Raw genomic sequence first — 24,007 nt, 5'->3', positions numbered from 1 at the left:
AAGCTTTTTTTGTGCACCTATCCCTCTTAGGATTCATAAAATAGCTTGCTAGTTGCCTAGAGGAGGTAGAGAAAATGAAGAAATGGAAGAAGTACGTAGCAGATATTCGAGAGTGGCTGAAAGAGACATCTCAATTAATACCGGGTAAGTTCAGAGAGAGTGAAATGCTTTACTGTAACGAAAGGATTCATGTACTGCTTGATAAAATCGAAGCAGGTCAAGCAACTGAGGCAGAGCTGGTCATGTTAAATGATGAATTACGTCTGTTTGCTGAGCAATGTACGAATGAACTGAATAGGGAACAGATGAGTGTGCCTATTGGCAAACATCAGCTTCCGCCGCTTGGATATCCTTATAATGCGTTAGAACCTGCTATTTCGGAAGAAACGATGCGTCTACACCATGATAAGCATCATCAAGCATATGTTGATGGGTTAAATAAAGCGGAATTAATGATGGAAAAAGCACGAAAAACAAATGATTTTTCGTTAATAAAGCACTGGGAACGAGAAGCTGCATTCCATGGCTCTGGCCATTATTTGCATACGCTTTTCTGGGAAAGTATGAAACCAAGGGGCGGGGGAAAACCAACTGGCAAGCTGCTCGCGCAAATAGAGAAGGATTTTGGCAGTTTTAATGCATTTAAAAAGCATTTCAGTGAGGCAGCTAAGCAAGTAGAAGGAGTAGGTTGGGCAATCCTTGTCTGGTCCCCGCGGGCACACCGGCTTGAAATTCTGCAGACAGAGCGACATATGATTTTAACTCAATGGGATACAATCCCACTGCTTGCCCTTGATGTCTGGGAACATGCCTATTATTTACAATATAAAAACAAAAGAGATGCTTATGTGGATAATTGGTGGAATGTGGTTAACTGGAACAATGTAAGTGAACGCTTTGAAAAAGCAAAAACACTTAAATGGAAGCCTTATTAATCAAATTAGAGATACATGAATAAGATGCTCGATTTTTTCTTGTAATAACCCTTGTCTCTTTGCATAAACTTGTACAAAACCACTAAAGGGACGAGGGGAATACATTGAGATTTCTAAATAGGGTGCTGCCCCTTTTATTAATTTGTTTGCTCTGTACGGGAGTACTGCCTGAAAAGGTGAACGGAGAACCCGTTGTTAGTGCGAAAAGTGCCATCTTAATGGATCAAGACAGCGGTCGTGTAATATTTGAACAGAATATTCATGAGATAAGCCGGATTGCAAGTATTACGAAAATCATGACCGCACTACTAGCTATTGAATCAGGAAAAATGAATAAGACCGTGAAAATAAGTGATGATGCTGTTGGTACAGAAGGGTCTTCACTTTTTTTAAAGCATGGTGAAAAAATGAAACTGGAAGATCTGGTTTATGGGTTAATGCTTCGTTCAGGCAATGATGCAGCAGCAGCGATTGCAGAAGAAGTTGGCGGCAGTCCGGAGGGATTTGTCTTTTTGATGAATAAGAAAGCCGAGGAAATTGGAATGACCAATAGTCATTTTACCAATCCTCATGGACTGGATAACACGAAAGATCATTTTTCTACTGCTTATGATATGGCTCTTTTAACTCGATACGCTATGCATAATAACGAATATAAAAAAATAGCTGGAACCAAGGTCCATCGGGCGCCGAATTCTATGGAAAACTGGGATTATAAATGGACCAATAAAAATAGATTGCTGACAAGTTTATATAAATATAGTACCGGGGGGAAAACTGGCTATACTAAACTGGCAAAACGGACCCTTGTTTCGACGGCCACGAAGGATAATATGAATTTAATTGCCGTTACGTTAAATGGTCCAGATGATTGGAACGATCATATTAATATGTTTGAATCTACGTTTACTTCTTATCATCAAGAAGAAATTCTTTCTGCTGGGGAAGTAAAGAAAGTCAGGATTAAACAATACAAAAATAATTTATATCTTAAAACGAAATTTGTTTATCCGTTAATGAAAGATGAAGAAGACAAGGTGAAAATTGATTATCTCTTGCTGAAGCCTCATTGGAAGGACGAACGTGATATTCCTGAGGTGGTGGGTAAAGCTGTGATTTTTCTTGATGGCAAAGAAATAGGAAGACGAACTGTTTTTTATGGTAAACCTAAAGAAGTTATGAGTTCAACTAGTTTGGGTGCTGTATGGAAGGAAATGTTCCTTTCTGTACTGGGAATCAATAATGGTTAATTATATATGGGTTGGGATGACCTTAATAGGTGTTTTATTCGCTATGGTAAATGGAACAATGGAACAGGTCAATGAAGCGTTATTTGTTAGTGCCAGAGAGGCTGTTACACTTTGTCTGGGTTTAATGAGCATCCTCGTCTTCTGGCTTGGACTGATGAAAATTGCGGAGGCTGCAGGATTGTTAGACAAGCTTTCTGTCTTGTTTAAACCGTTGATTACCTGGCTGTTTCCTGATATTCCTCCTCAGCATCCGGCAATGGGGTATATCTTATCCAATATGATGGCCAATTTATTTGGCCTTGGAAATGCGGCAACACCACTCGGGATTAAAGCGATGGAACAGCTGAAGCTGCTTAATGGAGGCAAGTCATCCGCCAGTCGATCGATGATAACGTTTCTAGCACTAAACACATCAAGTGTCACACTAATTCCAACAACGGTCATTGCTATTAGATTGAACTATCACTCCGCTTCTCCAACTGACATCGTATTCCCAACGATTATTGCTACGATTATATCTGCAATCGGCGGAATCGCCATTGACCGATATTTTTATTACCGACGTAAACGGAACGGGGTGGAATAGATGATTGAATGGATGGCAGCTATATCTATATGGATGATTCCTATTTTAATTTGTATTATTTTACTGTATGGAACGTTTAAAAAGATTCCTACCTATGAGACCTTTGTTGAAGGGGGAAAAGAGGGAATAGAGATATCATTTTCTATTATTCCTTTCCTAGTAGGGATGCTTGTAGCGATATCGGTTTTTCGTGCCTCAGGAGCACTTGACTTTCTTGTCGAACTGTTAAGGCCCGTTCTAACAGCTATTCATGTTCCGCCTGAAATCCTGCCGCTTGCTATTATTCGGCCAATTTCAGGAACAGCGGCTCTTGGTATGACAAGTGATTTAATTTTATCTCATGGTCCGGATTCCTTCATTGGCAGACTGGCATCTACGATTCAAGGAAGCACCGATACGACCTTTTATGTCCTTACCGTCTATTTTGGAGCTGTGGGAATTAAGAAAATGGGGGACGCGGTTAAGGTTGGTTTATTGGCAGATTTGGTTGGTCTTATTGCTGCAATCGTTGTTGTGGTTCTTGTATTTGGAACGAAGTAAATGCATGAGAAGCTGGAAGATACCAGCTCTTTTTTGCGTTCTGTCAAATTATTCAGCAGTACATTTTTTGAAGATTCAAAAGTCCTTGTGGTACACTTCATAAGGGTCCGTTTTTTAGGGAACAGTTAGTATATAATAAAAAGCGTTTGTTTTTTTGCTTCAATGTGTAATAATTGTATGATTGCACTAACGGATTTACAAATCAAAAGGAAACTATTAGAGGTGAAGATAGATGGAAAGATTACAAAAAGTTATTGCCCATGCAGGGCTTGCATCAAGACGAAAAGCAGAAGAAATGATTACCGAAGGAAAAGTAAAGGTTAATGGTAAGGTAGTAAAAGAGTTGGGTGTGAAAGTCGGCCTTCATGATAAAGTTGAAGTAAATGGAGTGCCAATGGAAAAAGAAAAATCAGTGTATTTCTTATTTTATAAACCACGTGGTGTAATTTCAGCTGTAACGGACGATAAAAATAGAAAAGTTGTAACAGATTTCTTCCCAGAGATCCCAGAAAGAATTTATCCGGTTGGACGTTTGGATTACGACACATCAGGTTTGCTGATTTTAACGAATGATGGTGAATTTGCAAATATTATGATGCATCCGAAACATGAAGTAGAAAAAATCTATGTGGCGAAAGTTAAAGGAATGCCATTCCGTGAAGATCTTAAAAAACTGGAAAAAGGAATTAAGCTAGAGGATGGAGTGACAGCTCCGGCCAAGACTAAAGTACTTTCAGTTGATAAACAAAAACAAACTTCAATAATTGAAATCACGATTCACGAAGGTAAAAACCGACAAATTCGCCGTATGCTTGAAGCAGTTGGCTATCCTGTTATAAAGCTTAAGCGTGAACAATATGGATTCCTTACATTACATGGTTTATCTGCCGGTGATTCAAGAGAACTGACACCGCATGAAGTTAAACTGCTTCGTTCAATGGCGATGAAGGAAAAATAACAGCAGTATGGTAAGATATGTCACAGATTCTTCACGTTTGTTAACACTATCACCGTGTTGTTAAATGGTATAATAGAAGGGAATTTTTACTGTACGGCGGGGGGACACAAATGAATAAGAAAAAACGACGTCTGATCATGAGAACCATTATCTTGGCAATATTGGCTCTAGCTTTGGTGTATACGCTTTATGCTAACTTTACCAAAGACAGCAACCAGACGATAAAAAAAGGAGATACAGCTCCTGATTTTGCACTGGTTGACTTAGAAGGAAACAAACATAAGCTATCAGATTATAAGGGACAGGGGATTTTTCTGAATTTCTGGGCTACATGGTGTAAACCATGTGAATACGAAATGCCATATATGGAAAACCAATATCAACACTATAAGGATCAAGGAGTGCAGATTTTGGCCGTCAATGTGGATGAATCAACATTAGCTGTTGAAAAATTCGTCAAAAGGCATAACCTTACATTCCCAGTAGCGATTGATAAAGGCAGCCAAGTTTTAGCAGCTTATGGTGTGGATCCACTGCCTACTACTTTCTTAATAGATAAAGAAGGGAAAGTAGTAGATGTACTTTCGGGAAGCTTGTCTGAAACTGCTATTCAACAGCATATGGAGAGTATTAAGCCTTAATGGGGAGTTTTAAACATGAATGATATTAAATGTGAATGCGGGCATGTCAATCCGTATGGCACCATTCTTTGTGAGAAATGCGGACGTTTGCTTGATGAAACACAAAAAGACAGTAAGCTCATTGATATGCGATATGAAGGCGGAGCCAGACGGTCTCAAACGTATAACAAAACGATTATTGATAAAATATGGAATTTCTTTTCTTCTGTAAAAATTGGAATCTGGCTGATTGTACTCGTATTAGCTGCGTCTGCCATTGGCACCATATTGCCTCAAGAAATGTACATACCTAAAACGATGACAGCAGCAGAATATTATGAAGAAACATACGGCTGGTTTGGGAAACTTTATTATCTCTTAGGGTTCCATAATTTATATAGTTCTTGGTGGTATCTAGCTTTGATTGCGTTCCTAGGCATGTCGCTGACGATTGCTAGTATTGACCGAATTGTACCGCTTTATCGCTCACTTACGAAACAAAAGGTGGAGCGGCATGAAGGGTTTATGAAAAGACAGCGGATATTTGGAGTAACTGACACGGACCAAACAGATACCCAGGACCTTACCCAACGTTTGGAAAAACAGCGATATAAAGTCCGCGAAGAGAATGGCAGCCTGCTTGCAGAAAAAGGTCGTTTTGCCAGATGGGGTCCATATGTCAATCATTTGGGCTTAATCTTATTTTTACTCGGCGGTATGCTGCGGTTTGTACCCGGAATGTATGTGGATGAAATCCTCTGGATTCGTGAAGGAGAAACGAAATCAATCCCTGGTACAGATGGTAAGTATTTTCTTAAAAATGATGAATTCATTCTCGAAGTCTATGATAAAGATGATAAAGATTTCTCTGAAGCTATTGAACGTACCGGTACAGTAGCGAAGAACTATCAATCTAATGTCACGCTGTATGAAAAAGACGGTGAAACACTTCCAGGGGAAGAAGTCAATTTGAAGAAAATAAAAGATGCACAAATCAAAGTCAATATTCCATTGAAGCATGATCATTATGCGTTGTATCAAATGGATTATAAAAAAGATGAATTAAATACGATGAGTTTTGATTTGGTGAATAAAAAAACCGAAGAATCGTTTGGCAGTATGACGGTCGATCTTAATGACCCCAAACCCAAATATGACTTAAAAGAAGGCTATTCAGTAGAGCTTGAAAGCTACTTCCCGGATTTTGAATTTGATGATAAGGGAACCCCTATCACTAAATCCAAAATACCAGATAATCCTGCTTTCGTATTTACTATGTATACACCTGATAAGCCAAAAGGCGAGACGAGCTTTGTTGCTATTAAACAAACATTAGAACCACTTGGGGAAAACACCTATAAACTTGCGTTTGCGGGTATAGAAACGCGAAATGCAGCAGGCTTAGCTGTTAGAAAAGATATGACACTTTGGCTGTTATTCATTGGCGGCGGGATCTTTATGATTGGAGTAATTCAGGGGAGTTACTGGAATCATCGTCGGATATGGATTCAAAGAAGAAATGGCCAGATTTGGCTTGCCGGTCATACAAATAAAAACTGGCACGGCCTGAAAAGAGATATCGAACAAGTAATTAAAGGGACAGAAATAGAAGAACCGGTGGATCAAGCTCAAGATGAGCCATCTTCCAAAAAGGGGGACGTTTTCAATGGCTGAATTAAGCAGTACTTTATTATATGCAGCATTTTTCTTATATTTAGTGGCAACAGTCTTATTCGGTGGAGCGATTAAACAAAAAAAAGGACAAATGGAAAAGAAACAAAGTAAATGGGCACTTCTAGCCATCTGGGTAACAACAATCGGATTTATTGCGCAAATCGGCTATTTTATTACAAGATGGATTGCCAGCGGACACGCGCCCGTTAGTAACCTTTTTGAATTTACTACTTTCTTTGGAATGATGCTGGTGGGGGCTTTTATCGGCATTTATTATATGTATAAAACACCTGTTTTAGGCGTCTTTACTCTTCCAGTTGCTTTATTAATTATTGCTTATGCAAGCATGTTCCCAAGGGAAATTTCCCCGTTAATTCCTGCTCTGCAAAGTGATTGGCTGCATATCCATGTAACGACTGCTGCCATTGGTCAATCCATATTAGCTGTCAGTTTTGCAGCAGGTTTAATTTATCTAATTAAATCAGTGGATCAGTCAAAGAGAAGCAAGAAGACGTTTTGGCTGGAAGCAATAATGTTCTTTTTGATATGTACCGTCGGCTTTGTACTTGTATCAAGCGGGTTTAAAGCAATGGACTATAAAGCAGAATTTACATGGGTAGATAAGAGTGGACAAACAGATGTCATGGAATATACCATGCCTGCTCTTGTAGGACCACATGATAGTAAACTTGAGACACCAGATGCATTCGAACCGTTTTTTGACCTCCCGCCTATACTAAGCGGAAGAAAGGCGAATACAGTGATTTGGTCTCTTGGGGCAGGAATTGTCCTTTATGGACTTTATCGTCTCATATTCCGGAAACGTGTGGGCGCTCTTCTTCAACCGATGGTTAAGAACGTCAATCTCGATTTGATGGATGAAATTAGTTATCGTGCAGTTATGATTGGTTTCCCAGTTTTCACTTTAGGTGCACTGATATTTGCTATGATTTGGGCTCAAATTGCTTGGAGCCGGTTCTGGGGATGGGATCCTAAAGAAGTCTGGGCACTTGTTACATGGTTATTTTATGCAGCATTTTTACATTTACGATTGTCAAAAGGCTGGCAGGGCGAAAAATCTGCTTGGCTTGCTGTAATCGGTTTTGGTATTATCCTGTTTAATCTTATTGTTGTGAATTTAGTGATTAAAGGACTACATTCATACGCATAATGAACCATAGCGTTTGTTTTTTGTTAACGGCTTGCCCGTTACTTAAAACAGCGCTTTTTTTCTATTCGTACTTTGGGATAAAAATTAATGGCCTTTATTTATAGATTTATTGAACGAGTATGGCTAATTTGTCTTTTTTTAGGCGAATTTAGTAATGGAAGTGACGATATTATGTCTATTTTCTGTTCACTTCATGAGAGAAAACGAAAAATTATAGAAATTCTGCTCTTTTTTGATAAACTATAGAGAAGAGATAGAGAGGATGAGTAAAATGGATAATGAATTGAGAATTCTAGTGGTTGATGATGAAGATAGAATACGCCGGCTTTTAAGAATGTACCTTGAAAGAGAAGATTACTTGATTGATGAAGCTGAGAATGGAGATATTGCGATAACGAAAGCAAGTGAAAATGATTATGACTTAATTCTTCTTGACGTAATGATGCCAGGGAAAGACGGAATCGAGGTTTGTCGGGAAATACGAGAAATTAAATCAACACCAATTATTATGCTGACTGCTAAAGGTGAAGAAGTTAACCGAGTTCAAGGCTTCGAAGCAGGAACGGATGATTATATAGTGAAGCCGTTTAGTCCAAGAGAAGTGGTCTTGCGTGTGAAAGCGCTCTTGCGCCGTTCGTCTTCAAATGGATTCTTACAGGCAGAATCAGCTTCAAAAGATGTTATTGTATTCCCTGATTTAATGATTGATAACGATGCGCATCGTGTAACAGCAGATGGGAAAGAAGTCTCGCTGACACCAAAAGAATATGAATTATTATACTTCTTGGCAAAAACACCCGATAAGGTTTTTGATAGAGAACAGTTATTGAAAGAAGTATGGCATTATGAATTTTTTGGAGATCTTCGAACAGTAGATACGCACGTTAAACGCTTGCGGGAGAAATTGAATAAAATTTCTGAAAATGCTGCTAAAATGATTGTTACTGTTTGGGGCGTTGGATACAAATTTGAAGTGAACAATGACTGATGCTTTGGAGAAGTGTTGTAGGGAAACTATGGGCAACCATTCTATTGCTGGTTACATTTGTTCTATTGATTCTGACTGTTTTTTTAGTTGAGTTTTTCGAAAACTTCCAAATTGAAGAAGTGGAGAATAATTTAACAAAAACAGCTCATCGTATTGTACAAATTACTAATGAACACAGTAATACGGAAGAAGTGCTGAAGATCAGTTCAGAACTTGTTGGTGATGAAACAAAAATCGTTGTGTTTCAAAAGGACGCTGTTGTTTATTCTTCAAATGAAGGCGATCATTCTGGTATTTCCTATAAATTCTTAGAAAACGACTCCGATTTTCATCGCGTTTTTACAGAGGCGAAAACCGTTGAAAAAGAAATTACTCACCCGCAAAAGGGGGAGGATGGAGAAAAGGTAAAAGCAATCGTTATAGGGATGCCGCTGGAGTTAAATGGCAAGCAGCATCAGTTGTTTTTATATCAATCATCCGAGTTAATGGAAGAGGCAATCGGCTCCACGACTAAATTTATTCTTTTAGCTGCCGGTGTTGCGATTATCTTAACAACCATTTTTGCCTTTTTCCTTTCCACTCGTATTAATGCTCCTTTAAATAAGATGAAGGAAGCTGCTTTTGAAGTGGCTCGAGGCAAGTTTGATACGAAGGTACCAATTGTGACGCAAGATGAAATAGGCGAGCTGGCAATGGCGTTTAATCAAATGGGGAAACAGCTTAAATTCAATATGAGTGCACTTAGCCAAGAGAAAGAACATCTAGCGAGTATATTGAGCAGTATGGCTGACGGGGTTATTACCTTTAATAAAGATGGAACGATCCTTGAAACCAATCCACCGGCAGAACGATTTCTTCAAAGCTGGTATTTTGAGAAGCAAGATGAAAGTAATGATGTTCCAGCTGTGTTAATGACCCTATTTAACCAATCAGATATCCTTGATAAGGAGCAAATTGGTGAAATTAGTCTTCAGGGTCATGATTGGGTACTGATCGTCAGTCCGCTCTATGGAGCCGGCAGTATTAGAGGCGCAGTAGCCATTCTTCGAGATATGACAGAAGAACGGAAAACCGATAAACTCCGTACGGATTTTATTGCCAATGTCTCTCATGAACTGAGAACGCCTATTTCCATGCTGCAGGGCTATAGTGAAGCCATTATTGATGATGTAGCAGGCACCGAAGAAGATAAGAAGGATATGGCACAAGTCATCTATGATGAATCGCTTCGTATGGGCAGGCTTGTTAATGATTTGCTGGATCTGGCAAGAATGGAGTCAGGGAAGGTTACTTTAAGATATGAAAGAATTGAAGTAACCGGTTATATTGAACGGATCGTGTACAAGTTTAATGGCCTTGCGAAGGAAAAAGGAATTCAATTATATGCCAAAACTGCTAGTGAAGAAACGTATTGGGATTTTGACCATGATCGAATCGAGCAGGTCCTGACTAATTTAATTGATAATGCCATACGCCACACGCCTACAGGAGGCACCGTGGAAGTGTCTCAATGGATAGAAGAGAGAAATGGGTTAGTCATGGAGGTAAAAGACTCTGGAACCGGTATACCTGAGGAAGATCTTGCTTATGTATTCGAACGCTTTTATAAAGCGGATAAGGCGAGAACACGTGGTAAATCTGGAACGGGGCTTGGTCTTGCTATTGCTAAGAACATTATGGACGCACATGCAGGCTATATTTCTGTACATAGTCTGGTGGATATAGGGACAACATTTACTTTTTCTTTGCCACGAATGTTGGAAGAAAATGAGTAAAGATATAAAATGATGACGGAAAATCTTGTTTCATAAGAAACGCCTGTTTTAAGAGCCGGATACTGCTGCGAAAAGAAAAGATATCTCTAAGGGGAGTCTATTTCTTTCGCAGGGGTATCCGGTTTCTTTTCGGAAATCTATTCCTTTTTCTCCATAAAAATACTATAGTTAGTTTGTAACTATTCTCCGGGAAATTACGACTACTATATATGAACGGAGGGAGAAAAAAATGGACTCCGTTTTTCAGGAACTCTATGAAAAATATCATAAGGATTTATATCAATTTTTATTTTATATGGTGAAAAAACATGAAGTGGCAGAAGATATTGTTCAAGAAGTATATATTCGCGTTTTAAAGTCATATGACCGCTTTGAAGGGAAAAGCAGTGAGAAAACATGGTTGTATTCAATTGCAAGAAATGCAGCAATTGATCATTTTAGGAAAGAAAAAGGCTGGAAACAGCGATTGCTGGAGAATTTTGATTTGGAAAAGCAGCCTGTCAAGGATGTTCAGCCGTTACCTGAGGAAATAGCGATACAAAATGCAGAAGTTCAAGGGATTTATCAAAGCTTACATTCATGTACGCTTGATCAACGTAGTGTAATCATTCTTCGATATATTCAAGGATTATCGATTATTGAAACGGCGGCTGTTTTGGACTGGACGGAGAGTAAGGTGAAAACCACACAACATCGTGCATTAAAGGCCATTAAAAAGAAAATGGAAGAGAAGGGCAGGGAGGAGGGGAATTCAATTGAAAAGATCCCAATGGAATGAGTACGAGCTTATCAAGCTTCTTCAAAAACTGCCGGAAGTAGAAGATAAACGTTCGCGTTCAGAAGTTTATCAGCATGTTAATAACCGATCCATAAGGAAAAGGAAACAGAAGAGACATTGGATTCCTCTGTTTTCAGCAGCAGCAGCTCTGCTCCTCATGGCTGTACTAGGTGCTTCCATTTTGAACAGTGAAAGTGCAGATAAGAAATCATCCAGCAGTCAGTTTATATCGATGGATCGAGTAGAAATAAAGGAAGACCGAGAGCCTAATGAGTCGGAGTATAACGCAGAAAAATCCCCAGAGAATAAAGCAGCAGTAGAATCAGATGCAACAGAAGATAAAAAAGAAACCTTAACTAATGAAGACCACGCTAGTAGGGCCGAAGCAAACGAAAGTGATCAAGCGGCATACCGTGAGGCTGTTACAATAGGTGTACCTGATGACCAATCTAATTACATTATTCCCGTAACCGTTTCAAGTGTCTCTGCTTCACTTGCTCAGGCATTAGATGAAGCGATGACTAATGCAGAGGAAGAAGTGTGGGGCCTGACTGATTACTATCCGCTGGACATCACAATTAGTGATGGTCCAGAGAATAATCAAATTATCATTGACCTGCCTAACGATTCACCATTGATTACGTTAGATAGTACGTTCTTAGCCGCTTTGCAAGAAACAGTGAAATATAACCAAATTGAACAGGTCGTTTTTACCACAAATGGGCAGCCAGGGATACCGTTTTCTCATGCAGGCATGTTAGAGACCTTGGAGATTAGTAAATTTGATAAAAAATCTTTTCTTTTGTATCAGCATAATGAAACCAGCCGGAGGTTTCTTGCACCATCAAACATCAGCTATGATTCTATTACCGACGCATTAGCGTCACTAAAGGAAGATCCGGGTATTGAAGGCATTTACCCTTCAGTACCTCAAACAATCGGCTGGGACAACGTTAGGGAGCATAAGAGCACCCTTGAAATTGATTTGTCTACTGATACGCGTATAGAAGATACGGAAGAAACAAGAACAGCTATAGAAGCTATTCTTTTTACAGCAAAAGATTTTGGCTTTGAGCAGGTGCAATTGTTTAATGCTTCCGTAAACCAGGTACAGGAGCTGGACTTGTCTGAGCCGATTACTATTCCAGCAGCACCTAATTTTATAAAGTAATGATGGAATGAATAATAGAAAAGACTGTCGTTGAGTACACGACAGTCTTTTCTTCGTACAGAGGTTTATAATGTTATTTTATACATGGATGTAATATCGGTATTTTCTTTAAGTTTATCTTTTAAGCTGGGCTGTAGTGGTTTATCAAACGTGAGTACCATGATTGCTTCACCGCCGGCTTGTTTACGGCCAACCTGCATGGTGGCAATATTGACATCGTTATCACCTAGGATTTTCCCTACGCGTCCGATTACACCAGGTTTATCGGTGTGTTGTATATAAAGCAGGTTTCCTTCAGGATGGAAATCAATCTTAAACCCATTAAGGTTCACGATTCTAGAACCATAGTTAGGAATAAATGTACCGCTGATATTAAGCTGCTGTTTATCTCCAGTTACAGTTACTGTGATTAAGTTAGAATAACCCAATGTGTCATGAGAGGTTTTATCACCAATCGATACGCCGCGTTCCTTAGCGATCAACAATGCATTAACTTCATTAATGGGTACGTCTAGTCTTGATTTAAAGAAACCGGATATAAGGCTCTTCGTTAAAATTGATGTATCAAAGTCCAGGGCGTCTCCGGCATACGAAACAGAAATTTCTTGTACACCTTCTTGCATACATTGGGAAACAATCGCTCCCATTTGTTTAATTAGTTCATAAAATGGCTGAACCTTCTCAAAGACCTCTTTAGAGATGGCTGGTAGATTAATTGAATTAGATACTGGTTTTCCTTCTAAGAATACAAGCACTTCTTGGGCAACCTGTGTAGCCACATTTAACTGGGCTTCTTTTGTTGAAGCACCTAAATGAGGGGTGGCGATTACTTGATCTAATTCTAGAAGCTTATGTCCAAGTGGGGGTTCTTCTGTAAAGACATCTATAGCTGCTCCTGCAATATGGCCTTCGACAATCAACTCGTATAAATCATCTTCATTAATAATGCCGCCTCGCGCACAATTTAATAAATAAACACCCTTTTTACAAGTCTGCAGGTTTTCTCTATTCAATAAGCCTCTTGTTTCATTAGTTAAAGGTGTATGTACAGTAATAATATCTGAACTGGTTAGGACTTCAGAAAGCGGCAGGGAAGTGACAGAAATTTTTTTAGCGCGATCAGCTGTTAAGAAGGGATCAAATACATGAACATCCATGCCAAATACTTTTGCACGCTTAGCAATTTCAGTTCCTATACGGCCCATACCGACAATCCCCAGCGTTTTTCCGTAAAGTTCTGTACCGGTAAAGGATGAACGTTTCCATTCACCATTTTTTAAGGAAGAATAGGCTTGAGGGATATGACGCATTAAGGAAGCCATCATTGCAAACGTATGCTCAGCAGTTGAAATCGTATTGCCATCAGGTGCATTGACAACGACAATCCCTCTTTTAGTGGCAGCAGGGACATCGATATTGTCAACGCCTACCCCGGCTCGGGCTATGATCTTTAAGTTAGGCATTTGACTCATCAATTCTTCCGTTACTTTGGTCGCGCTTCTTACAAGGATCGCGTCCATTTCATTAAGCTCATCCTTTGCTTCTTGGATGGTTTTTTGAATAAGGGTGACTTGAGATGACTCTAATAAGGGACCCAATCCCTCTGGTTTTATAGCATCTGCAACTAAAATTCGATACACGTAGAAACACCTTCCTAACCAAGTTTTTCTCTAGAATTTTCAGTTAATTCTACTCGACATTTTATCTTTCTGTCAATTTGATCTCTCTTTATGTAATCGTTTCCAAATAGAATATCTTTGTGAATAAACGGTGTCAACATGCATTATGATGGGTTTTTCGATTCACAAAAGCAGGAGGTAAAATTATTTTAGCGAAGTACCGCGATATAGTGTATTAGGAAGAAGTTAAGGAGAAGTTTGAGAAAATAAGGGGGAACTAATAATTAAAAACTAACTTTTCAGAAAATAAGCCAAAAAGCTTTTCAAACATACCTATATCGTATATACTCTTTTTATGCAATAAAATTTAATAGGTCTATCTTCGGGGCGGGGTGTAATTCCCCACCGGCGGTGATGAAGGATTATCCCTTCTAAGCCCGCGAGCCTTACAAGGCAGGATTTGGTGTGATTCCAAAGCCGACAGTATAGTCTGGATGGGAGAAGATGGAGGTTCCAAATGCCGTGCCAAATGTAATAATTTGTGACGTTTATTTGTTGATGCCGCTAACTCTCCCTTTGATCATCTTGTTGATCAAAGGGTTTTTTGTGAAATGGCATTTGGTGCCAATCCTCTTTTCGTGGGGTAGATTAGTACACAAAAAGAAGGAGAGAGAGCTATTATGAGCAACACGCGTGTGAAAAAATTAGTTATACTTTCAATGTTAGGGAGCATAGCTTATGTGCTAATGCTGTTGAATTTTCCATTTCCAGGATTGCCTCCATTTCTAAAGATTGATTTCAGTGACATTCCTGCACTCATTGCTGCGTTGATTTTTGGACCGCTGGCAGGGATTATAGTTGAATTAATCAAAAACATGCTGGATTTTGTTATGACAGGAAGTCCTACAGGTGTACCAGTCGGCCATCTGGCTAATCTTGCTGCCGGGATCCTGTTTATCTTACCGACTTATTATGTTTATGAGCTGCTTAAGAAGACAAAAAGAGGAATGACGTTTGGTCTGATTACAGGTACAGTCGTAATGGCTGCATTTATGAGTATCCTTAATTATTATGTTATTCTGCCTGCTTATACAATTTTCGCGGGAGCAACAGCCTTGTCAGGTGCTGAAACCAGACAAATGATTACTACAGCCATTCTTCCATTCAACATCGTAAAAGGAATTTTAATTACTGTCGTATTTATGCTGCTGTTTGTCCGTCTTCAAACATGGATTAATAAGCAGTCACTATATAAAAAATATAAAAGTGCTTAAACAAGAATAATCAATAAAAATAGACAAACTCGGGTGAAAATCGAGTTTGTCTATTTTTATGGGCTTCTATAAATTGACGGTGGATTTCCACTCCAGGCACTCGCTTTCCGCGGGCGGTCGGTGAGCCTCCTCGGCTTTCAACTGCGGGGTCTCACTTAGACACGCTTATCCCGCAGGAGTCTCGTACCTTCCGTTCCAATAACTTTGTTTTACCTTTTAGATATACTCGAGTCACTTTGTTTAAAAATAGAAGGAGTAAAACTGATTATTTGTGTTTTACTTAATAATCTTTTGATTCTTCTTGTTCGAACGTTATCGGAAAGAGTTATCTTCGTAGGGTAGCACGTGTTTCCTTTTGAACGTCTGATTTAATTCCAAATTAAATATAGAAAGACTGTTGATTGGAGTGGAAAGCGAACGCTTGGAACGGAAATCAACAATTCCATTTAAAAAATTAAAAATCCATCTTCCAAAGGAAGATGGATTTTTAATGACTATTCAAATTTAAGTGCATCTCCATCAAATGCTTCATCTGCTACTTTAATGGAATCTGTTGGACAACCTTCAAATGCATCCATCATGTCATCTATGAGAACGTCTGGAATTTCAACAATACCTTCATTATCATCCAGTGTTACAAAAGCTATACCTTCATCATCATAATCATAAATGTCAGGCGCAGAAGCTCCGCATGCACCGCAGGCAATGCACGTTTCTTTGTCAACGATTGTATATTTTGCCATGAATAAAGACCTCCCGATATGTTTTATCTCTGGCTTCCTTTGCCACGAAAACCATATACTCTTATCTATTGTAAAACTGATATAGTAACTTTTCAATATAAATATACCTGAGAATCTTTATCAAATAAGAAAAGTCAATAGAAATTGTTACGCAGAATCTATTTTTTTGAATTGTCAGTCATAGGCGACACTATATTTTTAGTACGCTTATGTTTATAATACCATGAATGAAAGGCATTTTGTTACAATAGAACAGTAGGTTCAAATCATTTTGCCGGCGGGGGATAAGAATGCTGACGTATTTCGAAATTATTGTTTTATATGGAGTAAAGGTTTTTGATGGCGAACGTTCAATTTATGCTATTTATCATATGCTTAAGGGAAAAAAATCGTCACAAACAATTCAGGATGCACATTTGTTTGGGTTAAGCCCTTTATTTGGAACGCTTCCGAGTATTTTAAGAAAAGATCTCGAGCAAACGATTACTCGCTTTGCTCGAGATAAATTTATAAAAAACCTACCTCGAGAGGACCGTTACCAAATCACTGATTCGGGAAACGGACATTTATTAGAATCATTTACACATTTCCCGTTACCAGAAGATTTGAATGGAATAAAGTTTCGAGATAGTACAGTACCCTTTTGGGAACGATTAAGCCTCTTAATTCAAACACTCTCTCATATTGTTCACAGTGAAAATCGCTTTTATCCCATCCAGCGGAATTTACAAATTCAAGGGTGGGTAAAGCATTTTTTAGCCGTGAATCAAAAAAATCGCAGTGAACTTGCGGCATGTTTACTCTCAGAATTAACCGGATATCTAGAAACTCGAGAGCCGCTTGAACAAAACGTTTTTGTATGGAGGTTAACGGGTAATCGAAGAATCGGAAGTACTTTTCCTCAGTTAGCTGGAGAGTTGAAATTGGACGAAGTCTATATACGATACGTATTTCTTGGAACACTTCACGGATTAATCAAAGCGTGTATGGAAGAACCTGCCCGTTTTCCCATACTAAGAGGTGTAGTAAAAGATTTACATAAAGAAAGTGAAAGACAGCTGACCCAGTCTACCAAGGCCACATTAGATTATGTTTTAAAGGGAATGGAACTTGAAGAAATCGCCGGATTCCGACGACTGAAGGTAAACACAATAGAAGATCATATTGTCGAAATTGTCCTTACAGATTCGTCATTTCCTATTGATTCATATGTTTCGGCGGAGACTCAACAAAGAATTGCCGAAGCTGTTAAATCTTGCAGTACTAGACAGCTGACACCTATAAAACGTGCACTAGAAGATGATGATATCAGCTTCTTCCAAATTCGACTGGTGCTGGCTAAATCGGGGGGGATCATATGAATTTGGAGGAAACTCTTTATCGGCACTTTGGCTTTTCTACTTTCCGTCCAGGACAAAAAGAAGTCATTACTTCATTGCTTGAGGGTAACCATACCTTAGGGATGCTGCCGACCGGTACGGGGAAATCTTTATGTTATCAACTACCAGCCTATATATTAAATAAACACGTCATCATTATTTCCCCGTTGCTCTCCTTAATGGAAGATCAAGCGGAGCAGCTTAAGGTGCGTGGTGAAAAAAGTGTACTAGCCCTAAATTCATTCTTAACACCAAGGCAAAAACAGGCTGCCCTAAGTCAACTGAGTCGCTATCGGTTTATTTTCCTTTCACCTGAAATGCTGATGCTCGATCAAGTGATTACAGAGGTGAAAAAGCTCGATATAGGGTTGTTTGTCATTGATGAGGCCCATTGTATTTCACAGTGGGGGTATGATTTCCGACCGGACTATTTACATTTGGGCAGCGTAAGAGAGAGGTTAAATAACCCGCTTACTGTGGCATTGACAGCAACAGCTACAGAAGCGGTGCGTATGGACATCAAGGCTAAACTCAACCTTACAGAAGCTAAAGAGGTTGTCTCATCTGTCGATAGAAGCAATATTGCGTATATCGTTGAAAACTTTTCGAACTATGAGAATAAATTAAATCGCTTGTTAGAGCTGGCCAAAGAAATCAAAGGATCAGCTATTATCTATTTTTCCAGTAAAAAAACAACGGAAACCGTTACGCATTATCTGCAAGAAAATGGGGTCAAAAGCATTGACTTTTATCATGGGGGCATGGAACAGGAACAGCGAAAATTGATTCAGCAGCAATTCCTTACTGGTCAGCTGCGTATAATCTGTGCGACAAGTGCTTTTGGTATGGGAGTGAATAAAGAAGAGGTTCGAGCTGTCGTTCATTTTCATATGCCGGTTTCTATGGAATCGTATGTTCAAGAGGTAGGAAGAGCTGGTCGAGACGGGAAACAAAGTATGGCTGTTTTGCTTTATTGTGAAGGAGATGAAGGGTTACCGCTTCATTTATTAGATCAACAGATTCCTGAAGATAATCAAATAGAGGGCGTATGTACCAAGATGAGCGAAGAAAATGAAAGTCACCAGTCTGCTGATGTGCTCAGACAACGCTATTTTTTATCTGAAGGACAGTGGAATTTTATTCAGCATTTTGTAAAGGAGCATCAGGAGCAAGTGGAGATGTCGGTTATGATTGAACAATTAAAACGATACAGTAAAACTAGAAGGCAATATAACATTAATCGATTTGCTGGTCTTTTTAATTGGGTGAAAACCAATCAATGCAGACGTACGGCTATCCTTCAATACTTTGAAGAAGATTTAATGAAGCCCAATTCCATATGCTGTGATCGGTGTGGGGTTCATGTGAAAGAATTGATGGAGAACTTGAAAGAAACCCCACCCAATCAGGTCCTTCCATTTGAATGGAAACAAGAATTGACCGCTATGTTAGTAAAGGATACTGAACGGTATGAAAAATAAGCAAGCAGCATTAATTAAACAGCTTTCTAATCGAGAATTGCTTTTGAATCTTCTTGTCACACAGATAATCATACTTATTGTTGCATGTGTATTAGGTTTGTTTCTACATAACCAGCCAGCTTCTTTTTTATCTCTTTTTCATGTTCGATCTAGTCAACTGTTGATTGGATTGGCAGCTGGAATAGCTGTAGTTTTGATTGACCTTTATATGATGAAAAGAGTACCGGATTCTTGGCAGGATGACGGTGGAGTGAATGAACGTATCTTTAAAAGTCTCTCTTATCCAATGATCGTAGTGGTCGCGTTGGTCGTTGCTGTTAGTGAGGAGATTCTTTTTCGCGGGGTTCTTCAGGTTAACTTCGGGCTGATATGGGCGAGCTTGATTTTTGCTTTGGTTCATTATCGTTATTTATTTAATGGTTTTTTATTTATCAGTATTGTGATGGTCAGCTTTTTTATTGGCTTCATATTTGAAATGACAGGGAGTCTTACTGCGACGATTGTGATGCATTTTGTGATTGATTGCATCCTTGGTTTTTTAGTGAAAGCCAAAGAGAAACAATAGTTTAGAGAGAGGGATGTACCTATGCCAAGAAAAAAAAGACATCAACGAGTTAAAGTAGAGGCGGATCCCCCTTCTCCAGGCAGTCTGCCGAGTAGAAGCGAAGTTAAACGTCGAAAGAACAAGAAAAAGAAAATACGTAAAAAGAAGTCTGGCTTCCCATTAATAAAGATTCTTGCCGCTTTTTTTATTTTTGTGCCGCTTGCAGTCATTCTGTTTATGGATATTATTGAGAAAAAGACCCTGCCGTTAATAAAGGAAATCAGTAACGGTTATGAGACAGTTAGTGTCGTCCCCCATTCAACAGAACCTCTAAAAGAAGATCATGAGGTGTCCGAGCAGACTACAGTTGTCTCGGATGCGGGTAAAGACGGACGAACCGAAGAACAAAAAACTGTGGCAGACAAGACGGATGGGATTACACAAAGGTATCATGTGGTGGTGCCTGGCGATACCTTGTTTACCATTGCCATCACCTATTATCATTCAAGTGAGGGGATGGATATCATCCGTGATTGGAATAAGCTTGACAGCGATGAAGTTCAGCTAGGGCAGAAGTTAAAAGTCCCAGTAAAAGAATAACGAAAACCTGTAAATGCGATTCCTCGCGATTTACGGGTTTTTTTTGTAATAAAGCATAAAGTCAAAGTGGACATACATAGGTATAGAAGTGAGAAACTTAGTCTTCCTTAAAACAAGTGAGCGGAGGGGCATACGATGGAATCGGCAATTATTTTATTAGATAATTTGACAGATCAGACAACCAAACAGATGCTGCATAATGTTGTAATGAGAAAAAGAAAATTTGAGGCATTAGAGAAAAAATATTTACAATGGGTTTGGGCTGCATTGACGGCAACACTTATGCTTCTTTTTGATGTTTACTTTTATATTGCTGTTCCATATTCTTATTCATTTGCAAAAATGTTTACGGTTTTTGTGGAAGGATTCGGCCACTTTATTTTGTTAGGACTGGCATTGGGCGCAAATGGATATATGGTTTTAATGAAAAAGAAAATGGATAAAGCAGAAAAAGAATATCAGGGACTTCGAACTGAAATTATTAGTAAAAGCAATATATTGTGGGAACAGGAAGAAAGTTGGAAAAGCCGTCACAAAGTGTTCGAAATGATGAAGAAAAAATTCGACATAAACCTTTACCATGAAAATAAGTAAGTATTAAAAAATAAAGGTATTTCAGTAAAAGTATGGAATAGGTAGTTATTACACTAATGGGGTGATAGACATGTTTGCAAAAAGTATAATGATACCAAAGTTTCATTGTCATGTTATTCAACATGATGATACAATTCACACTGCATTAGAAAAGTTAAAAAAGCACGATGTGGACGGCCTTCCTGTTTTAAAAGGAAATAGTTATAAAGGAATCATTACTAGGTATCTTATTTATAAACACTATTTTGAATCAGAATCGTCGAGGGAAACATACGTACATGAAACCCTCGCTGCTGATATTGCTACACATCAAGAAAGTTTCTTAACAGGAAAAGAAATTTTTGAACGAACACTTATAGATCTTAAAGATTTCCCAATCTTGGCTGTGGTTGATGAAAAAGGCGAGTTTCTTGGGGTGGTGACGAGAAGCGATGTGGTCGAACAATTCAAAAGTGCTTTCGGTATGCTGAGACCAGGGATTCGGATCGCGTTCACGACGGTTGAAACAGAAGGCCGAATTGCTAGGCTGTCTGAGATTGCTCATCAGTACCGTGAGCATATCATTTCCCTCGTTACGTTCGATGAAACGGACAAGCTTGTACGCCGCATTGTTATGAAAGTTGAAAAAAAATCAAACACTCAAAAGTTCATTAAAAAATTAGAAGATGCAGGGTTCGGTATTCTTGATATTCAAGAAGATGAATAAACAGGGCAAGGGGGCAGGCAGGATGCGGCCTCCTTGCTCTTTTTTAGAGTTATATCTACCTATACAAATATGGCGATAAATGGTAGTATTTATCCAGATAAAAAGCAACAAGAGAAAGGTTGGCGCAAGATGGTAGTCTATAGTTTAGCGGGTGTACTGGGAGCAGTGGTAATTCTTGTTTTCATAATGTGGAGGCAGGCATACCAAAATAGGGTATTACAACAAACTTTGTATTTCCCCGATTTCCCCGAATCCTTTGGTGAAATGAAAATCTTTTTTATATCTGATATACATAGGAGAACCATTGATGATCGAATCATTAACTTTACTATTGGAAAAGCAGATATCGTGATTATTGGAGGAGATCTTCGTGAAGACGGGATATCCCTTAAACAAGTGGAAGAGAATATTAGTAAGTTAAAGAAAATTGGTCCCTTGTACTTTGTTTGGGGTAACAATGATTATGAAGGAGATTATCATGCATTAGATGCGATGCTGCTTGAGAAAGGCGTGAAAATTCTAGATAACACAGCGGTTAGTTTTGAATCCAGCGAAGGGGATCGTCTTTCATTGATAGGTGTGGATGATATGAGTGATAACCGCGCTAAACTTACGATGGCTGTGGAGGATGCTGAACAAGTATTTCGCATATTAGTCAGTCATAACCCTGAAATACGCCACTATTTAAAAGAGGAACAATCGATTAAGCTAGTTTTAGCTGGTCATACTCATGGAGGACAAATTAGAATCTTTGGGTTTGGTCCATATAAAGCAGGAGGCATCGAAAAACAAGGTGATACACTGTTGTTGACGAGTAATGGGTATGGAACAAGTGCTGTGCCGTTTAGGTTAGGTGCCAAGCCTGAAACCCATCTGCTGATTCTGAAAAAAGGGGATAGTCCACCACGATATCCCAAGGTACATACTCTTTAACGGTTTTTTACATATCCGAATTTTACAGACCACATGTAATGTCCTATACTTTAAGAAATCGACTATTCCTTTAAATGGAGGCATTAGGTACGCATGCATGAAGGTAAATATAATATTAAAGCAGCATCAACCATTCTAGGTATTCCGTCGGGTACGCTGCGCGCATGGGAGCGTCGGTATCAATTTATCGCTCCAGACAGAAATGAATCAGGGCATCGTCTATATTCAGATAAACAGATTCAAACCTTAAAAGGATTAATTGAAAAAACAAAGCAGGGCTTTACGATTAGTCAAGCAGTTGCCTTACTTGATCGTGAGGGAAGCACAGAAGCTGTAGAAGAAGAATCAATCATAACCGATAATCAGACAAAGGATTATTCTGAAAAACTGATTAAGGCTCTTCTGGCTTTTGAAGAGGATAAAGCACATAGTATAATCAATCAAGTATTCAGTATGTTTACAGTAGAAATTGCTGTTATTGATATTTTAGGCGCATCGCTCGTTAAAATAGGAGATATGTGGGAGAATGGTGAGATTAACACGGCACATGAGCACTTTGCTTCTTCCATTTTACAGGCGCGAATTAGTTTTATTATGCATACTCAGCCTTCAAATCCCATGATGCCAAAAGCTATAATGGTATGTGGTCCTGAAGAAAAACATGAATTAGGGTTACTTATATTCACGCTTTACTTGAGGAGAAAAGGCTATGGGACCATTTATTTGGGACCGAGCATCGCTGAAAATGATTTAGAAACCGTCCTTGATGCTGTCAATCCGGGCTACCTATTCCTATCGTGTACAATGCCAGCGTGCTATACAAAAACAATGAAGATGTTACCTCTTATCAAGCAAAAATATCCCCAGCTTAAAATAGGTCTGGGAGGAACAGGATTTGCTGGGTACGAAGAAGATTTGTTCGTAGGAGACACGCCGACAGAATGGAATAAGTGGTTGAATAGATAAAGATAAAATATGCACCCCGTGCGGCCGACTTCATAGTATGGATGAAGAAGGTTTTCCCGGGGGGCATTTTTTTATGAGGCTTGAGCGATTATCCAACAATAAAATTAAAATTTTTTTTACGTTTGATGATCTTTTCGACCGAGGAGTAACTAAAGAAGAGATTAGAGGTAATTCTATAAAGGTCCATAAGCTCTTTCAAGATATGGTGGAGGAAGCTTGTGAGGAACTTGACTTTGATATGAGCGGGTCCATAGCCATTGAGATTATTTCACTACAGGCTCAAGGTCTCGTCATCATTGTGACTAAGGAAGAAGAAGATACGTTGACAGACGAAGAGGACTATTTAAATCTAAAAGTCAAAATGGACGATTGTCCGCATATACTGTTTTTCTTTCATGACATTGAAGACGTAATACAGCTTTGTTATCGCTTATGCCTAAAGGAGATTTCTGTAAGTTCCCTCTATTTATACGATAACCAATATTATTTACTACTGGAGGATATCCAAGACAATCTAATTGATGCAGTTAGTTCTTTAGCAGCAGAGTATGGCCGTGCTTCTACACTTACCTTGTTTAGGATTAATGAATATGGAAAATGTTTGATCCCTAAAGAAGCGATCACCACCTTAACCGGATACTTTCGCAAATAGGAAGCGGGACGTTGAAAACTCAATAGACTACAGGTAGGAATTAAATCAGTTTAGAAGAGAGGGCTATCGG

At 38.9% G+C, this 24,007-nt stretch carries 24 protein-coding genes and 1 riboswitch; of the genes, 22 read left to right on the top strand and 2 right to left on the bottom strand.

Features of this window, described 5'->3' with window-relative positions:
• Positions 1–74 precede the first annotated feature (74 nt).
• From MHI18_RS04960 to MHI18_RS04905, 12 genes are all read left to right on the top strand, one after another.
• Positions 75–935, top strand: coding sequence for a superoxide dismutase (locus tag MHI18_RS04960; protein WP_340846293.1), 861 nt, complete (start codon positions 75–77; stop codon positions 933–935).
• A 104-nt stretch (positions 936–1,039) separates the two neighbouring features.
• Positions 1,040–2,185 (top strand): D-alanyl-D-alanine carboxypeptidase family protein, encoded by a 1,146-nt coding sequence (locus MHI18_RS04955; protein ID WP_445669950.1) that lies wholly within the window; start codon positions 1,040–1,042, stop codon positions 2,183–2,185.
• The gene (locus MHI18_RS04950) at positions 2,178–2,771 is read left to right on the top strand and encodes a nucleoside recognition domain-containing protein (RefSeq protein ID WP_040374481.1); all 594 of its coding nucleotides are present in this window, start codon (positions 2,178–2,180) and stop codon (positions 2,769–2,771) included. Before MHI18_RS04955 ends, MHI18_RS04950 begins: the two co-directional genes overlap by 8 nt.
• Entirely contained in the window at positions 2,772–3,311 is a 540-nt protein-coding gene (locus MHI18_RS04945) for a spore maturation protein (RefSeq protein WP_407951442.1), read from the top strand.
• A gap of 232 nt (positions 3,312–3,543) precedes the next feature.
• Positions 3,544–4,269 carry a pseudouridine synthase gene (locus MHI18_RS04940; protein WP_340846292.1) on the top strand — a complete coding sequence of 242 codons (726 nt, stop codon included), beginning with the start codon at positions 3,544–3,546 and terminating at the stop codon, positions 4,267–4,269.
• 110 nt (positions 4,270–4,379) lie between these two features.
• Positions 4,380–4,910, top strand: coding sequence for a thiol-disulfide oxidoreductase ResA (gene resA / locus MHI18_RS04935; RefSeq protein WP_340846291.1), 531 nt, complete (start codon positions 4,380–4,382; stop codon positions 4,908–4,910).
• Between the two features lie 15 nt (positions 4,911–4,925).
• Entirely contained in the window at positions 4,926–6,563 is a 1,638-nt protein-coding gene (gene resB / locus MHI18_RS04930) for a cytochrome c biogenesis protein ResB (protein WP_340846290.1), read from the top strand.
• On the top strand, positions 6,556–7,734 hold the full coding sequence (ccsB, locus tag MHI18_RS04925) for a c-type cytochrome biogenesis protein CcsB (protein WP_340846289.1): 1,179 nt from the start codon (positions 6,556–6,558) through the stop codon (positions 7,732–7,734). The genes resB and ccsB overlap by 8 nt, the downstream gene beginning before the upstream one ends.
• 271 nt (positions 7,735–8,005) lie before the next feature.
• Positions 8,006–8,722 (top strand): response regulator transcription factor, encoded by a 717-nt coding sequence (locus MHI18_RS04920; RefSeq protein ID WP_340847576.1) that lies wholly within the window; start codon positions 8,006–8,008, stop codon positions 8,720–8,722.
• Positions 8,719–10,497, top strand: a complete 1,779-nt coding sequence (locus tag MHI18_RS04915; RefSeq protein ID WP_340847574.1) for an ATP-binding protein — start codon at positions 8,719–8,721, stop codon at positions 10,495–10,497. The genes MHI18_RS04920 and MHI18_RS04915 overlap by 4 nt, the downstream gene beginning before the upstream one ends.
• A 229-nt stretch (positions 10,498–10,726) precedes the next feature.
• Positions 10,727–11,275, top strand: coding sequence for an RNA polymerase sigma factor SigX (gene sigX / locus MHI18_RS04910; RefSeq protein WP_340846288.1), 549 nt, complete (start codon positions 10,727–10,729; stop codon positions 11,273–11,275).
• Positions 11,253–12,446, top strand: a complete 1,194-nt coding sequence (locus tag MHI18_RS04905) for a hypothetical protein (RefSeq protein ID WP_340846287.1) — start codon at positions 11,253–11,255, stop codon at positions 12,444–12,446. The genes sigX and MHI18_RS04905 overlap by 23 nt, the downstream gene beginning before the upstream one ends.
• A 65-nt stretch (positions 12,447–12,511) precedes the next feature.
• Here MHI18_RS04905 and serA read toward each other — a convergent pair whose 3' ends face one another.
• Positions 12,512–14,086 (bottom strand): phosphoglycerate dehydrogenase, encoded by a 1,575-nt coding sequence (gene serA, locus MHI18_RS04900; RefSeq protein WP_340846286.1) that lies wholly within the window; start codon positions 14,084–14,086, stop codon positions 12,512–12,514.
• A gap of 353 nt (positions 14,087–14,439) precedes the next feature.
• Positions 14,440–14,575, top strand: a riboswitch (FMN riboswitch).
• Between the two features lie 170 nt (positions 14,576–14,745).
• On the opposite strand from serA, the gene MHI18_RS04895 reads away from it, so the two are divergent.
• Positions 14,746–15,339 (top strand): ECF transporter S component, encoded by a 594-nt coding sequence (locus tag MHI18_RS04895; RefSeq protein ID WP_340846285.1) that lies wholly within the window; start codon positions 14,746–14,748, stop codon positions 15,337–15,339.
• A gap of 494 nt (positions 15,340–15,833) precedes the next feature.
• On the opposite strand, the gene MHI18_RS04890 is transcribed toward MHI18_RS04895, so the two are convergent.
• Complete coding sequence (locus tag MHI18_RS04890; RefSeq protein WP_340846283.1) at positions 15,834–16,082, bottom strand: ferredoxin; 249 nt, start codon at positions 16,080–16,082, stop codon at positions 15,834–15,836.
• Positions 16,083–16,372: 290 nt separating this feature from the next.
• Here MHI18_RS04890 and MHI18_RS04885 point away from each other — a divergent pair, with 290 nt between their 5' ends.
• The 9 genes from MHI18_RS04885 (at position 16,373) to MHI18_RS04845 (ending at position 23,937) form a co-directional block, all read left to right on the top strand.
• Positions 16,373–17,443 (top strand): helix-turn-helix domain-containing protein, encoded by a 1,071-nt coding sequence (locus tag MHI18_RS04885; RefSeq protein ID WP_340846282.1) that lies wholly within the window; start codon positions 16,373–16,375, stop codon positions 17,441–17,443.
• Entirely contained in the window at positions 17,440–18,942 is a 1,503-nt protein-coding gene (locus MHI18_RS04880; RefSeq protein ID WP_340846281.1) for a RecQ family ATP-dependent DNA helicase, read from the top strand. Before MHI18_RS04885 ends, MHI18_RS04880 begins: the two co-directional genes overlap by 4 nt.
• Positions 18,932–19,507, top strand: a complete 576-nt coding sequence (locus tag MHI18_RS04875; RefSeq protein WP_340846280.1) for a CPBP family intramembrane glutamic endopeptidase — start codon at positions 18,932–18,934, stop codon at positions 19,505–19,507. The genes MHI18_RS04880 and MHI18_RS04875 overlap by 11 nt, the downstream gene beginning before the upstream one ends.
• A 21-nt stretch (positions 19,508–19,528) precedes the next feature.
• On the top strand, positions 19,529–20,086 hold the full coding sequence (locus MHI18_RS04870) for a LysM peptidoglycan-binding domain-containing protein (protein ID WP_340846279.1): 558 nt from the start codon (positions 19,529–19,531) through the stop codon (positions 20,084–20,086).
• A gap of 135 nt (positions 20,087–20,221) precedes the next feature.
• Complete coding sequence (locus MHI18_RS04865) at positions 20,222–20,680, top strand: YpbF family protein (RefSeq protein ID WP_340846278.1); 459 nt, start codon at positions 20,222–20,224, stop codon at positions 20,678–20,680.
• A gap of 88 nt (positions 20,681–20,768) precedes the next feature.
• Positions 20,769–21,386: a CBS domain-containing protein gene (locus tag MHI18_RS04860; protein ID WP_340846277.1), complete on the top strand. Its 618-nt coding sequence runs from the start codon at positions 20,769–20,771 to the stop codon at positions 21,384–21,386.
• A 33-nt stretch (positions 21,387–21,419) separates the two neighbouring features.
• Positions 21,420–22,319: a metallophosphoesterase gene (locus MHI18_RS04855; protein ID WP_340846276.1), complete on the top strand. Its 900-nt coding sequence runs from the start codon at positions 21,420–21,422 to the stop codon at positions 22,317–22,319.
• 93 nt (positions 22,320–22,412) lie between these two features.
• Positions 22,413–23,285 (top strand): MerR family transcriptional regulator, encoded by an 873-nt coding sequence (locus MHI18_RS04850; protein ID WP_340846275.1) that lies wholly within the window; start codon positions 22,413–22,415, stop codon positions 23,283–23,285.
• Positions 23,286–23,358: 73 nt separating this feature from the next.
• Positions 23,359–23,937 (top strand): adaptor protein MecA, encoded by a 579-nt coding sequence (locus MHI18_RS04845; protein ID WP_340846274.1) that lies wholly within the window; start codon positions 23,359–23,361, stop codon positions 23,935–23,937.
• Positions 23,938–24,007: the final 70 nt, after the last annotated feature.

It is taken from the genome of Peribacillus sp. FSL H8-0477 (assembly GCF_038002765.1).
Classification (GTDB): domain Bacteria; phylum Bacillota; class Bacilli; order Bacillales; family DSM-1321; genus Peribacillus.
The sequence above is the reverse complement of the archived record's forward strand: the minus strand, read 5'-3'. Positions and strand labels throughout refer to the sequence as shown.